This window comes from Flavobacterium sp. GQ95 (assembly GCF_059758655.1).
The window spans coordinates 141729-153817 of the sequence record NZ_JCAXEB010000003.1 but is presented as its reverse complement, the minus strand read 5'-3'; the positions used below and the strand labels follow the sequence as shown (position 1 = coordinate 153817).

Annotated in this window: 16 protein-coding genes; 8 read left to right on the top strand and 8 right to left on the bottom strand. The window is 34.3% G+C overall.

The genetic code is table 11. The annotated features are described in order from the left end of the window. Positions 1–511 precede the first annotated feature (511 nt). Complete coding sequence (locus AC6CH4_RS07805; protein WP_498101793.1) at positions 512–742, top strand: hypothetical protein; 231 nt, start codon at positions 512–514, stop codon at positions 740–742. An 84-nt stretch (positions 743–826) separates the two neighbouring features. Here AC6CH4_RS07805 and AC6CH4_RS07800 read toward each other — a convergent pair whose 3' ends face one another. The 8 genes from AC6CH4_RS07800 to AC6CH4_RS07765 all read right to left on the bottom strand — a co-directional run bounded on the left by AC6CH4_RS07800 (position 827) and on the right by AC6CH4_RS07765 (position 7061). Then, positions 827–1714: a phage head morphogenesis protein gene (locus tag AC6CH4_RS07800; RefSeq protein WP_498102338.1), complete on the bottom strand. Its 888-nt coding sequence runs from the start codon at positions 1712–1714 to the stop codon at positions 827–829. Positions 1715–2094: 380 nt separating this feature from the next. Beyond that, positions 2095–3366 carry a phage portal protein family protein gene (locus tag AC6CH4_RS07795; RefSeq protein ID WP_498101791.1) on the bottom strand — a complete coding sequence of 424 codons (1272 nt, stop codon included), beginning with the start codon at positions 3364–3366 and terminating at the stop codon, positions 2095–2097. Position 3367: 1 nt separating this feature from the next. Next, positions 3368–3859 (bottom strand): phage morphogenesis protein, encoded by a 492-nt coding sequence (locus tag AC6CH4_RS07790; RefSeq protein WP_498101789.1) that lies wholly within the window; start codon positions 3857–3859, stop codon positions 3368–3370. Further along, positions 3849–4280: a phage protein Gp36 family protein gene (locus AC6CH4_RS07785; protein WP_498101787.1), complete on the bottom strand. Its 432-nt coding sequence runs from the start codon at positions 4278–4280 to the stop codon at positions 3849–3851. The genes AC6CH4_RS07790 and AC6CH4_RS07785 overlap by 11 nt, the downstream gene beginning before the upstream one ends. Continuing rightward, a complete protein-coding gene (locus tag AC6CH4_RS07780; RefSeq protein ID WP_498101785.1) occupies positions 4280–4756 on the bottom strand; it encodes a hypothetical protein in 477 nt (158 codons plus the stop codon). Before AC6CH4_RS07780 ends, AC6CH4_RS07785 begins: the two co-directional genes overlap by 1 nt. Further along, positions 4753–6309, bottom strand: coding sequence for a hypothetical protein (locus AC6CH4_RS07775; protein WP_498101783.1), 1557 nt, complete (start codon positions 6307–6309; stop codon positions 4753–4755). The genes AC6CH4_RS07780 and AC6CH4_RS07775 overlap by 4 nt, the downstream gene beginning before the upstream one ends. Next, the gene (locus AC6CH4_RS07770) at positions 6302–6790 is read right to left on the bottom strand and encodes a terminase gpP N-terminus-related DNA-binding protein (RefSeq protein ID WP_498101781.1); all 489 of its coding nucleotides are present in this window, start codon (positions 6788–6790) and stop codon (positions 6302–6304) included. Before AC6CH4_RS07770 ends, AC6CH4_RS07775 begins: the two co-directional genes overlap by 8 nt. Beyond that, complete coding sequence (locus tag AC6CH4_RS07765; protein ID WP_498101779.1) at positions 6774–7061, bottom strand: oxidase; 288 nt, start codon at positions 7059–7061, stop codon at positions 6774–6776. The genes AC6CH4_RS07770 and AC6CH4_RS07765 overlap by 17 nt, the downstream gene beginning before the upstream one ends. Positions 7062–7235: 174 nt before the next feature. On the opposite strand from AC6CH4_RS07765, the gene AC6CH4_RS07760 reads away from it, so the two are divergent. The 7 genes from AC6CH4_RS07760 to AC6CH4_RS07730 are packed head-to-tail and all read left to right on the top strand — an operon-like array spanning position 7236 to position 12039. Further along, positions 7236–8237, top strand: a complete 1002-nt coding sequence (locus AC6CH4_RS07760) for an HK97 family phage prohead protease (RefSeq protein WP_498101777.1) — start codon at positions 7236–7238, stop codon at positions 8235–8237. Between the two features lie 29 nt (positions 8238–8266). Next, positions 8267–9112, top strand: coding sequence for a hypothetical protein (locus AC6CH4_RS07755; RefSeq protein ID WP_498101775.1), 846 nt, complete (start codon positions 8267–8269; stop codon positions 9110–9112). A 1-nt stretch (position 9113) separates the two neighbouring features. Continuing rightward, on the top strand, positions 9114–9524 hold the full coding sequence (locus AC6CH4_RS07750) for a hypothetical protein (protein WP_498101773.1): 411 nt from the start codon (positions 9114–9116) through the stop codon (positions 9522–9524). A gap of 3 nt (positions 9525–9527) precedes the next feature. After that, complete coding sequence (locus AC6CH4_RS07745) at positions 9528–9941, top strand: N-acetylmuramoyl-L-alanine amidase (RefSeq protein WP_498101771.1); 414 nt, start codon at positions 9528–9530, stop codon at positions 9939–9941. A gap of 3 nt (positions 9942–9944) precedes the next feature. Next, positions 9945–10451 (top strand): hypothetical protein, encoded by a 507-nt coding sequence (locus AC6CH4_RS07740; protein ID WP_498101769.1) that lies wholly within the window; start codon positions 9945–9947, stop codon positions 10449–10451. Continuing rightward, positions 10448–11623: a DUF2586 family protein gene (locus AC6CH4_RS07735; RefSeq protein WP_498101767.1), complete on the top strand. Its 1176-nt coding sequence runs from the start codon at positions 10448–10450 to the stop codon at positions 11621–11623. The genes AC6CH4_RS07740 and AC6CH4_RS07735 overlap by 4 nt, the downstream gene beginning before the upstream one ends. Beyond that, positions 11623–12039 carry a hypothetical protein gene (locus AC6CH4_RS07730; RefSeq protein WP_498101765.1) on the top strand — a complete coding sequence of 139 codons (417 nt, stop codon included), beginning with the start codon at positions 11623–11625 and terminating at the stop codon, positions 12037–12039. The genes AC6CH4_RS07735 and AC6CH4_RS07730 overlap by 1 nt, the downstream gene beginning before the upstream one ends. Positions 12040–12089 lie beyond the last annotated feature (50 nt).

The following is a 12089-nucleotide window of genomic DNA, read 5'->3' as shown; positions in this document are numbered from 1 at the left end:
AGCATCTTTAAAATACCAATGATAAAAAACGGGAATTCCAAACGTGCGAATTCCAAAAAATTGTTATGACATTTAACATTTCAAAACTAGTCAAGAAATAGCAATACGTAAGAAAAAACACCACTCAGCGATACACGTGTAAGTAAAATTTTATATAAATTATTTATATTTAATTATTTAGGATATTATTTAACTTAGAATGAGTAGTAAAAAAATAACTGCTTGATAATATACCTCTTTAAAAACTACAGGTTAGTATTTTTCCCTATAGTTTGGAAATCACTCTTCATCAATTGTGTAAAGTGCATGTGATGGTTGATCCCTGTTACTCCATATATTAAAAATCAAAATAATTAAGCTTCTAAATTGCTTTAGGCAACTGTTGTATTAATAATTTCTTGAAGCTTTTAAAGCGACACAATATTTTTAACATAAAAAGCCACTTATTATAGTGGCTTTGTCTTTTAAAAGTTCTTTTGAAAATTAACTATAACTTATTTATCTTTGCCTTATGACACGCAAAGAACGACTTACCGAAAGAAACAACCAAGTAAGAAAGCTTTTCTACGATCTACAGGTAAAAAATCCTAAATGGCGTATTGATGCTATCATTGAAGAGGTTGGAAATAAATCCTTTTTGGCAAACAGGACTGTCGAGGCAATTGTTAAATATGAAGGTATTTACAATGATAATGCTAAACCTGCTGAATCTTCACAGCAGACATTGTTTCAATTTTTATAGTATTTTATTATAATTTTTATATATTTGTAGTGTTCTATCTACGGACAGAGCAATAACGTAGCCTCCCTCGGGAGGCTTTCGTCATTAATAGACCTGCTCTATTTTGCCTGTCTTTCTTAAAAGCCAAACTTCATCAATGTTTTGACCTTCTTTAATACGGAAATTAATAACCTTTAAATAGTGGTTAATTGTTGATCCGTCATCCATAAGAACCAGTCTTGAACTTTGCTTTAAGCCACGTTTAAACATGTTAGATAGCGACTGAGCATTTGCCACTTCAAAACCTTCCAGCTCGTAAAACAAACCATTAACCATAAAGTCCGGACATTTTCCTTCGAAGGCTGTTCCTACTAATTTGCCATAAATCTCAGAATACAAAGGAGATTTCAAATTTACTCGTGGAAGTATCTTTGTAACGTTTCCTTTTTTGGCGAAAAACTCGCAACATTTAAGCAGATCAGCATAATCACTTGAATTTACATTTACAAGGTTATCACTTAAAATCTGTCCTCCGTTTTTGAAGGTTTTTAAAACTGATGTCTTATAGTTTTCAACTTCCAGTAATCGAGTGGCTAACCTTTCAGCCTTTTCAATTTCGTTTTTGCTTAAACCTTCTTTATAGGCAATTTCTCCAAAAACTTTTCCGCTTAAAGCTGCATTATTATTAAATGCTGTTTTACCAGAAATATCAGGAATATGTGTGCTAACCTCTTCATCTGTTTGCTCTACATCACAACGACATCCCCAATCATTGGGAGTCATATGAGTTTTCCAAAAAGGGTGATTGATTGGCAAAACTAAACCGTCCCACTCTCGGTGTTGTTCTCGGGTTCTACCATCATTGATTGCATTATATTTTAAGTTTGGGTATAGATCTGAATCAGCTTCAAAACTTTTCCATTTCTCCACACTAACTGCCGTTGCAACTGTATGATGATATTCTGTCTTTAAATATCTTTTATTGTAATCAATGTTTAGCGCATCTGCTTTCTTTTTGTATTGCGACCACGGTACAACTTTACCATTTTCCGTTAGATAGGATTCAAGCTCTTTTCTGAAACTTGTTTCTTTAAACGCTGAGAACTTTGCAATATCATTTTTTAATGATAAGGCTAAATCTTCATCATAAAATTCAGATGAAGGATTATAGCCAACATTTAATCCTTCCGATAAATGATCGTAATAATATTTTGCAAGCTTACTTTGGTTCTCTGGAGAAACCGATCGTTCGTCAAATAATTGCCGGATATAATTTTCAAAGAGCCCACTTAAGTTATTATCATTTTTATCTAATTGTATTACTTCATGCTCTGTATCACAACATTTAGAACGATAATGTAATTTAAGCAGGCTTAAGGCTTTCCCTTGCTTTTATTCTCTTTTAATTGACTTTCGTCTGAAGGCATTCTTTCAATTTCAACACCATAAGTTTTTTCAATGTATGTTTGTTTTAAAACATACCCATTGGTCATAAGTTCGCTGTCGATCTCAATTTGATCTTTTGCAACAATTGTTTTTTCAATAATGATTTTTGCGTTGTCAGGAATTTTATAACCCAATTTTCGCATTGCCGGAACTAGCCTTTTATTTAAAAAAGAGAGCATTTTTTTTCTATCAGAAGTTGTTACTTCTTTAAGTGTATTTTCATGGACTTCTCCCTGAGACCTGCTTGAACCGTTTTCGGTTGTCATTGTTTGGTGCAGGATCAATTTTGAAAGTTCTTTATCCAAAGCCTGAATTTTCATGTAAAAAACATTGAAGGAATCGGTTTTTGAATTTTCCTTTATTTCAACTTCAGTACCAATTGGAAAAACTCCATAAGGCGCACTTCCCATCTCTTCAAGCCATCCGGCAACTTCATTTTTAACCGTTTCGCTTTGTGATGCTATTTTAGCAATTCGAATAGGCACTCCGAATAATTCCTCAAATTCATCCCAACTTCCCCAACTGTGACGTTTCAATATTGTATAAACCGCCGCTTTTTCAAGTATCCCAATATTGCTGTAGAAATTAGCATATAGCAATACATCATCGACCTCTGAAATATCAAGCCCTGTGTTGCCGTTTATATCATTTAAAAGTATTTTTTGTCCAGGAACAATTAAGCCTCTTTCAATGGTTTCTACTTCCTTAATATTTCCTTTTTCAAAGTCTTTGATCCAGATAAATGTTTCACCTCTATAAATAGATTTATGTGCTTCATCCAGTACCACATCAAACCATTCCTGATCTTTTATAAGATCAGTTAATTTATCGTCTTTTATTCCGTCTATAGCGAATATATAATCCTTGTTTGTTGTTCGTAGGGTTCTATCCTCTGTAACTGCCGTTAAATGTCCATCCAACATGATATCCTCATACACTTCCTGCATTGGATAAAACCTTGGGATTTCAGATTGATAGAAAGCATAACGAGCTGCTTGCCAATCATTAATTTCTTTTCGATATAAACGACGTTGACGTCTAATAATATCAACCATTAAATTGGTGATCTTATTTATATTGTCTGAATCATTGCTAGATAAACTTACTTTTTTCCCGATTGCATTTCCTAAAAAATTGAATCTGCTATTTATTACAACCTTTTTGGTTGTTTGTTGTGTTTTATTAAATATTGACTTCATATTATCTAAGTAGTTTGTCTAATTCCTTTTTAATTTTTTGGCTTATTTGACCATCTAAGTACCTTGATTTCCCCATGAATTGACGTTTGGGCATTCCATCCAGACCTTCATTATGTCGGGCTGTATATTTTTTATGTGAACTGAAATGCACCTGATTACTAGCTTTTATGATATTGGATTTAAAGGAGTTTATTAATTTATCCCCGCCAGTATCATGTCCGACTAATATCGCCCTGTCAGCATTTCGAAGCCCAAACCGTGTCATGTTTCCGGCATTGCGTCCTCTTGAATACCTTGTCAAATCCCTTCCGTTTTTATCAGTAGTTTTTCGCTTTTGCCATTTTTGAATACCAGTATCATTAAAGCCCTGATCCCTAAAATTTTTCTTTATAAACTTTAAACCTTCAACACCAATTATTCGTAATGATTTATCGGGAATCTCTTTTGCTGCCTTATTAAGCATGTTTTGAAGATCATTTAAACTACCAGCCATTTTGATAATTTTTTCGACTGCCAAGTTTTAAGAAGGTTGCAGGTTTATCGGGGTTTCCATCTCCGTCAGTATCTTCGGTTCTAACTGGCAATTGTGGTTTTATTTTTCCAGTGGATACTTTCTCTAACCACAACAAAGCTTCGTCAGCTCTCACTTTTGCAGCCTCATTTACATTCTTTGTCCTACGAATATATATATCGTGAATAACCAGTCCTTTAAGGTGCTTTAAAAGCGTTAAACTTCTCTGGTCACCAGTAGCATTGAAGATTGTTTCCGTATCGTAATATTGAAATAGATAAGTAGCCATTAAATCAATATTTTCTTTAATTATTTCGGTTACAATGGAATCATCATTGTTAATGATTTTGTTGATTATTTCATCAACTCCAACGGTTTTTAATTCTGTTTTTTCTAAAAACATTATTCAGTTATTTTAAGTTTTTGATAGGTGTATTTTGGATTTATTAATCTGTAAATGGAGGTTTCAAACGAAAGCCTATAGCTCATGATTTCTTCGCCTTCCTCTACAGGTTCTTCATAAATATGATTTAATGGTTTAAACTGGTCACCTTGAATCCCCTGAAGCTTTTCGACAATATTATCGATGATATCAATTTCAATCAAACCGTGCTCGGGATCTGATGTACTATCGTTTTGATCCATCCATCCATCTTTACAATAAAAAGTTACATCAAGAGTACATTTGCCTTCTTGTTTTTGTTCAACCATCATTGCCCATGTAATTGATCTTATTTCAATAAGTGCAGCAGTATAATAGCTCGGGTAATTATCTTTTCCGTTGCTAAATTGCTTTCGTTGTAAATCGATCAATTCGAGCTCCGGAAGTTCTTTTAGTTTTTCCTTTACTTTTATGAATAATTCTTTACGTGGTGTCATACTCTTCGAGTTGTTTTTCGTTTACCTATTAATGGTTTAGTTGTATTTTCTTCTTTTTGAGAATAGCCAAAAAGCAATCTTCCCTTACGGACACATTGTTCTAAAGCATCTAAAACATCATCAGGAGTTGTACATCCTTTTTCGAAAGCAGTTAAATGCTCAAAAGTTTTTTCCATATCTGGTGTGTCTTTTAAACGTTCATCGAAAGTGATTAAACCACGCATAAAAGCACTTGTTAATGTAGCGTCAATATTATCATGTTTATCTCCTGAAGCATGATCGGGTATTGGAATATCAACAGCGTTATTTTCTTCACATGCGACTAACCAATCAGGTTCGTAAACTATTTTTTGCGCTGCTGTAGCGTCATAAAATGAAATAATTGACATTCCTTTTTCGTTAAATTCTCTTTGCCATTCGTAATGGGTGTTCATAGCTTCAGGACGTTCACATTGTCTGTTAAACAATTTTAATACATGTGCCCTGCCTTTTTCGAGTGAAACAACCGCTCCTCCTTTAAAATTTCCATTTTTAGTATATGATAAATCCCAAAAAGAAATGAGACCAGTAAAAATTTGATTACCATGTGTTTTTTTGTAGCGAATCCATTCTGCTTTAATTCTCTTTCCTTTTTCGATAGGATTATTAAAATCCTCTCTTTGGCTAGTATGGAAATCGGTATCGTTAACAATGTCCTTGCATTCTTGTTTGGAGTATCTCTCAGGCCAACTTGGGTTAAAATTGTCATCACAAAGATTTACCGTAGAAATTTTAAAGTTTGGAGATTTTTTGTTTTCCTCGGCATACCCATCAACTATTCCGTTTTTAACGATATAATTATTTGCCATCACCTGACGAAAACGACCTTTTTGACCAGCCTTACCTAAATCACCAGTTAATTTTTGAACATTTTCTCTAGTTAATTCAATATTTTTAGCCTGCTTTCTGTCTTCTAAATCATCCATTGAAGCAAAGTCTGGTCGGTTCGCATTATTACGCAAACCCCTGAAAGGCTGGTTTAACCCTAAAGCCTTAAACATCTTTTTATCATTGGTCTCAAATTGCCCGTCAGCCCAAGAGCCATATTGCATTTGCATTCCAAAATCCTTGATGTAACGTTCATTACTTTCAAGGTGCATTTGAACATCAGAAAGCAACAGCTTTCCTGCATCGAGCGTACGTCCGATTATTAATCCAAAATTGACTTGGTTATTTTCTTTAAGATGTGTAAGGTTTCCAACATTGGTATGAATTGATTTAGCAGCTCCACGAAACCAACGACGTTGTTGTTTGATTAAAGGATTTTTAAATAGTTCTAAATAACTAGTTAAATGAAATTTTGCACACGGAGCATCAGCCAAAGCCAAACCTGAATTTACACCATAATAATACTCAAAGAATTCAAGATAGTTTTCAGGCTTTAAAAGATGTTTAATTCTGGCTTCTTGCTCAGCAGATGATTCTTTAAATAGTGAATGACTTGAAAGCAACTGAATTCTTTTCGACTCCCTATTGTACTTTTCTAATGCTTCTTTTAGTTCTGTTTTAGTCATTGCTTACAAGTTCATTTACATACTTATCAAAAAACACTCTGATAGACTGCAATAATTCTAGGATATCATCTCGCTTTTTACCTGTGTTTGTTCCTGCCAAAACAATCATGAATTGACTAAAACCATCGAAGCTTTCCATAGTATGGACAGCCCTTTTTCTATCGTCATCCATTCGATCCCAAGCAGCAGAAATTTTGGCTAAATCATCGGCTTTATGAGCTGGTTTTTTACCGTCACGAATATCCAGCACGTATTGTAAAATCAGTTTTTTGATTTCACTTGGACGAATGCTGTTTAATTCTTTTTCATTATCCCAATCATACAATTCACGCCAATTGGTTAATGTTTTTACACCTACTCCGATTATTTCAGAAATGTTAGTCATTGAAAATCCCTTGACAAACAAATCTTTTGCCTGACTTTTTTTATAATCGCTTTCAGCAGCAGTCATTCTGCCTTTGGTTTTATTTGTAGTAGCCATCAATGTTTAGATTTCCGTTTTCCTCAAACTTTATATTATTAATTATCATTCCGTCATATTCAAGATTCTTTTTAGCCTCAATCAAAAAAGGCATAAAATCATCTTCATTTAGCAGATTGTGAATTGCTGCCCCTAATTCGGGAAACTCCTTGTATTCTCCTTTGCTTGCCAATAAAATGTGCTCTTGATGTTGGTTAGCAGAATAACCGATTACGATATCACCGTTTTGGATATCTAAATCCCCTGTTTTATTTAAAAGTATATCAGTCATAGGGCAAAATTCGATATATAATAAGGCTATAAAAATTTACCCTTCAAACCTTGTAATGTTTTGATACAATGGTTGTTTCGATTCCACACAACCGTTGATGAGCTATTTTTTTTTACTTCAAAAACGCTCCAATTTTGCCCCATCAAACATTACAAACACATAAAATTATTGCCAATGAAACACGACTTTGTAGTTAATACAGAAAATGTAAATGAATATAAATACAGGGTTCTAACAAGTGGTATTGACTACGAGCAGTATCTGAGAAATCCGGTTGTTTTATATCTACATAATAGAGAAAATTATCAGGAAGAAATCAGAGGTAGCGAAGTCGTAGGAAGGTGTATTGCCCTGACTGTAAAAGGAACTGATTTAATAGCTACAATCGAATTTGATGAGAAAGATCCTTTTGCAAAAAAAATTGCTGGAAAAGTTGAGCGGGGTTTTGTTCGAATGACTTCAATTTATGCTGACGTAATTGAAACCTCAATGGATCCTGAATTGATTTTAGAAGGTCAGGCTTACGAGACTGTTACTAAGTGCAAACTCGTCGAAATTTCAATAGTTCCTATTGGTGGAAATGATGGTGCGTTAAAACTTTCAAGAGGTGGATTTGATCCTGTCAAACTAAACAAAGTAAATATAAATAAAACTGAAAATATGTCACAATTTAAAACAATTGCTATTGCACTTTCATTAAGTGCTGATGCAGATGAAAATGCATTATTAAAAGAAATCAATGTTCTAAAATTATCCAAAGAAACTGCTGAAAAAAAGATCAAATCTCTTGAAGATAAGTTTTCCAAATTAACCAAAGATGAAGGTACACAATTAATTGATAAAATTGTTGAGTTGGGTCTTTTGCCTGAAGGTTTAAAAGCAATTCAGCTTTCTGCCTATGAAGCTGATCCAGAAGGTCAAAAAGTGATTTTAACAAAGCTAATTGACGAAAAAGAAGCTGACAATGTACAGTCAGAAAATAACGGAAAAATCAAAGAGGTAGTTCTAAAAGGTAGATCGACTATACCTGCGAGTAAAGATTCTAATGAAACATTTGACTATTTACAAAAACATGATCCGGTTAAGCTTGGTAAAATTAGAGATGAAGATCCTGCCAAGTATGCACAGTTAGCTCAGGATTATTCTAAAGGAGTAAGACATCCAGAGACAAAATAAATAATTAATCATTCAATAAAATATAAAATATGGCAGATTTACAAAAGGAAGTTTGGATTGCAGGAATACAAGAAAATCCAATCCCCGACAACAGTTTTGTTTTTGCATCAACGGATAAATCCGAGTATGTAGATAACAACAAGTTACATTTAGCTGAAGCAGGTATTGAACCAGAAGTTCATGAAAACTACTTTGCAGGAAGCGAAACAGATTTACCTATAGCAACAATTACGGATATTCCGAATGAAGTTGTATTAAATACTTATTCAACAGACAGAACACGACACAGAAATCTTCAGGAGATTGAATTACAGTATAACAAACGTGCATCTGTAACTAACCGTCACAAAGCAGCATTAGCTAAAAACATGGGAGTAAGAGCTGCCTTTGCATGGTCTCCAGCTGTAGATAATGCGTTTAATAAAATCCTCGTAGTTGGTGCGGGTAAATTTATTGATTCGGTTATTAAAATGAAGGCATTTTACAGAGGTTTGGATATGTACGATAATTTAAATATCTGCTTGACTGCTGAACACATGTCGATGATCGAGCAAGAAGATTACAAATTATATAAACAGATACTTGACGGTGCGAAAACTCTTTACGGTTTTAAAATCTTCCATTACAACAAAACAGCTTTATATACTGCTGCTAATGTAAAAAAACCATTTGGAACGGTTAAGGCAGTTGATGATAAAAATTGTTCTTTCACGTGGTGTTCTGATGAAACATTTAGATGTTTTGGAGATACAGAACTTTTCGAAACTATTCGATCTGCTGCATCTCAGGCTGACGAAATTTCTTTCGCTCAAAGAGCTCTCGTGGGTAATATTCGTGCTTCAAATCCTAAATATTTAGGAGCAATCTTGAGTTAATATGGAAAAGGTAGAAGCAAAAGCAACGGCATCAATTACTGATGCCATTGCGCTGATAGTGACCAATTATTTTGCGCAAACTAATGCGAAAGATACTGTTTACTCTACATCAGACGGGAATGTTTTTGAAAATGTAGGTTTTGCAACAAATCATGCCTCTACATTGGTGGACAAAAATGTAACACCTCATAAAAATGCAACCATTATTGAGGTGATTGACGAAGAAAATTCAATAGATGATGGGATTGTTTTAAATCCTGAGCAAACAGAGCTTTTAAATAATGGTCTGGTAAAGGACAATTATAACAAATTGAAACAATTAGTTCACTTTTTAGAATTGGAGACAACTGACCAAAAAGCGGAAACAATTATCAAAGCTTTGGAAGATTACAAAGCTAAAATCACAAAATAAATTATGCCCAGAACTATAAAGTACATAGCCGTTCATTGTACGGCAACTTCTCAAAAAACGAGCATTAGCGCAATTCAAAGCTATTGGCAAAAGCAATTAGGCTGGAGGATGCCCGGCTATCACTTTATTGTTAAACCTGATGGTAAAATTGTAGAACTCTTGCCAATTGAACAGGTTTCGAACGGTGTTCAGGGCTTTAATAGCCAAACTATTAATATATCTTATATAGGAGGTGTAGATCAAAATAACAAGCCAACCGATAATAGGACACCCGCTCAGAAAGCAGCTCTTCTAAAGAAGCTAAAAGAATTAAAAGCAAAATTTCCACTGGCAAAAATTCAGGGACACAGGGATTTTCCCAATGTCCACAAAGCATGTCCGAGTTTTGATGCCATGAAAGAATATAAAGATTTATAAAAGATGAAAAGAATAAATATAAAACTCAAATTTTTGTTGATTTGTTTTGTAGCTGTTTTTTGCTTTTTGACTTCCTGTCGTTCCAAGCGACAGGAAACTCATAAAACTAATACAACTATCGAAAACACAAAAGAGAACATTGTGAGCTATAAAGACACAACTCTTTATGCTCCAAAGTCAGAAACAAGTTTAAAAATTCCTATTTCTGAATTGACATTTAAGCCTCGTTTAAATGGTATTGAAAAGCCTAAAGTTTTTACTCAGAAGAATGGGAACGCAACGGCTAAAGTACGGATCGTTCATGATTCAATATTTATTATAGCTACATGTGACAGTTTAGCAATAACGGCAAAAATTAAAACTCAACTCGAACGGGAATATCGGTCAAAAGAAAGAGCCGATAAATCTAATAAAGTTACTAAAACAGGCTGGACGCTTTTTGACTTGTTTGTCGCTATGGTAGTTGGTTTTATAATTTGTTATGCCCTTAAATTATTTAAAATAGTATGAGTTTACCAAATATAAAATTTAATATCTCCAGCAATGGCTTGGGGCTATTGCAGGCTGACATACAAAAAATACCAGGATTCGTATTAACGGGCGTAACAGTAACCGGATCAAACAAAGTCACAGTTGGAAATTCTTATCAAATTTTCTCACTGGAGGAAGCTGTTAATTTAGGTATTGAAGAAACCGGAACAAATGCTTTTGCTTACAGCCATATCAAAAGCTTTTATGATGAAGCTAAAAAAGGGGCTGAACTTTGGTTCATGCTCGTTCCTTCAACAATCACACTTGAAGATCAAGCCGATTTAACCAAAAGTTACGCTAAGAAGTTACTCTCTGATGCAAAAGGAAAAATAAGAATCTTAGGTCTTTTAAAGAAATCAGGGACAACTGAAACAATTACTGACGGACTTGACAACGATGTTCATTTGGCTGTTGTGAAAGCTCAGGGGTTAGCACAGGATTTTAGTGATCGCTATTTTCCGGTTCGTATTTTGATTTCAGGAAACAAATTTGATGGAATTGTCGCAAATCTTAAAGATTACAGCACTACTGATTACAATAAAGTTTCGATTTTGATTGCAAATAACAACGGTTCTAAAGAAGCTTCAATTGGACTCGCCCTTGGAAGATTGGCAAGTATTCCAACTCAAAGAAAAATTAGCCGTGTAAAAGATGGAGCTATAGAGCCTTTCGCTGCCTATTTTACAAATGGTGAACCAATTTCGACATTGGACACCGCTTGGGACGCTATCGATGCCAAGAATTATACATTCCTAAGAAGCTTTGCAAATAAGTCCGGTTTTTACTTTACCGGAGACAAAACATTAACTAAATCAACGGATGACTTTAATAGTCTTGCACGAGGTCTGGTAATGGATGAAGCAATTTTGATCGCTTATACTACTCTTGTAGAGGAACTTTCAGATGAAATTCCGGTAACTGCATCAGGAACGATTCATCCGGCAATTATAAAAGGCTGGCAAAACGCAATAGAGCGTCAAATCAAGGGGCTTATGGTTGAAGAAGGCAAACTCTCAGGAGTTAAAGCATTCATTGATGAAAATCAGGATGTTTTAACATCAGACAATATTGAGGTACAACTTCAATTGCTACCTGTTGGCTATAGTGATTTCATAACTGTGAACATAGGATTCACAACAACACTTGAATAATGGCAGAATATAGTAGTAAAAATTATTCTTGGAATGATATTTCTATTGCTCTTGGCGGTAGAATCATTGAAGGTGTAGATGAAGTAGAATACACCGCCAAACAAGAAAAAACAGTTTTACGTGGGCGTGGCGTTGTTGGTCATAAAATTGTCAGAGGAAACAAAGATTTTGAAGGTAAAATAGTTTTATGGCAAAGCGAGGTTGAAGCCATGATCAAAGATGCTCCAAACAATGATATTCTGGCTTTAAACTTTGATATCATTTGGAGTTTTGCTCCAAATGACGGAGGCGCAACGGTTACCGATGTCCTTGTTAGTTGTGAGGTTAAGGAATATAAAAAATCAATGAAACAAGGAGACCAAAATATGCTTGTAGAATTGCCGATTATTTTCTTAGAGATTAAGCACCAGCAATAAACCAAATAAATTCAAAACATATAAAAAACCATTCTTTTTCGAAAGAATGG

Coding starts and splice junctions, on each gene's coding strand:
- AC6CH4_RS07805 (WP_498101793.1), top strand. CDS start 512: ATGACACGCAAAGAACGACTTACCGAAAGAAACAACCAAGTAAGAAAG.
- AC6CH4_RS07795 (WP_498101791.1), bottom strand. CDS start 3,366: ATGAAGTCAATATTTAATAAAACACAACAAACAACCAAAAAGGTTGTA.
- AC6CH4_RS07790 (WP_498101789.1), bottom strand. CDS start 3,859: ATGGCTGGTAGTTTAAATGATCTTCAAAACATGCTTAATAAGGCAGCA.
- AC6CH4_RS07785 (WP_498101787.1), bottom strand. CDS start 4,280: ATGTTTTTAGAAAAAACAGAATTAAAAACCGTTGGAGTTGATGAAATA.
- AC6CH4_RS07780 (WP_498101785.1), bottom strand. CDS start 4,756: ATGACACCACGTAAAGAATTATTCATAAAAGTAAAGGAAAAACTAAAA.
- AC6CH4_RS07775 (WP_498101783.1), bottom strand. CDS start 6,309: ATGACTAAAACAGAACTAAAAGAAGCATTAGAAAAGTACAATAGGGAG.
- AC6CH4_RS07770 (WP_498101781.1), bottom strand. CDS start 6,790: ATGGCTACTACAAATAAAACCAAAGGCAGAATGACTGCTGCTGAAAGC.
- AC6CH4_RS07765 (WP_498101779.1), bottom strand. CDS start 7,061: ATGACTGATATACTTTTAAATAAAACAGGGGATTTAGATATCCAAAAC.
- AC6CH4_RS07760 (WP_498101777.1), top strand. CDS start 7,236: ATGAAACACGACTTTGTAGTTAATACAGAAAATGTAAATGAATATAAA.
- AC6CH4_RS07755 (WP_498101775.1), top strand. CDS start 8,267: ATGGCAGATTTACAAAAGGAAGTTTGGATTGCAGGAATACAAGAAAAT.
- AC6CH4_RS07750 (WP_498101773.1), top strand. CDS start 9,114: ATGGAAAAGGTAGAAGCAAAAGCAACGGCATCAATTACTGATGCCATT.
- AC6CH4_RS07745 (WP_498101771.1), top strand. CDS start 9,528: ATGCCCAGAACTATAAAGTACATAGCCGTTCATTGTACGGCAACTTCT.
- AC6CH4_RS07740 (WP_498101769.1), top strand. CDS start 9,945: ATGAAAAGAATAAATATAAAACTCAAATTTTTGTTGATTTGTTTTGTA.
- AC6CH4_RS07735 (WP_498101767.1), top strand. CDS start 10,448: ATGAGTTTACCAAATATAAAATTTAATATCTCCAGCAATGGCTTGGGG.
- AC6CH4_RS07730 (WP_498101765.1), top strand. CDS start 11,623: ATGGCAGAATATAGTAGTAAAAATTATTCTTGGAATGATATTTCTATT.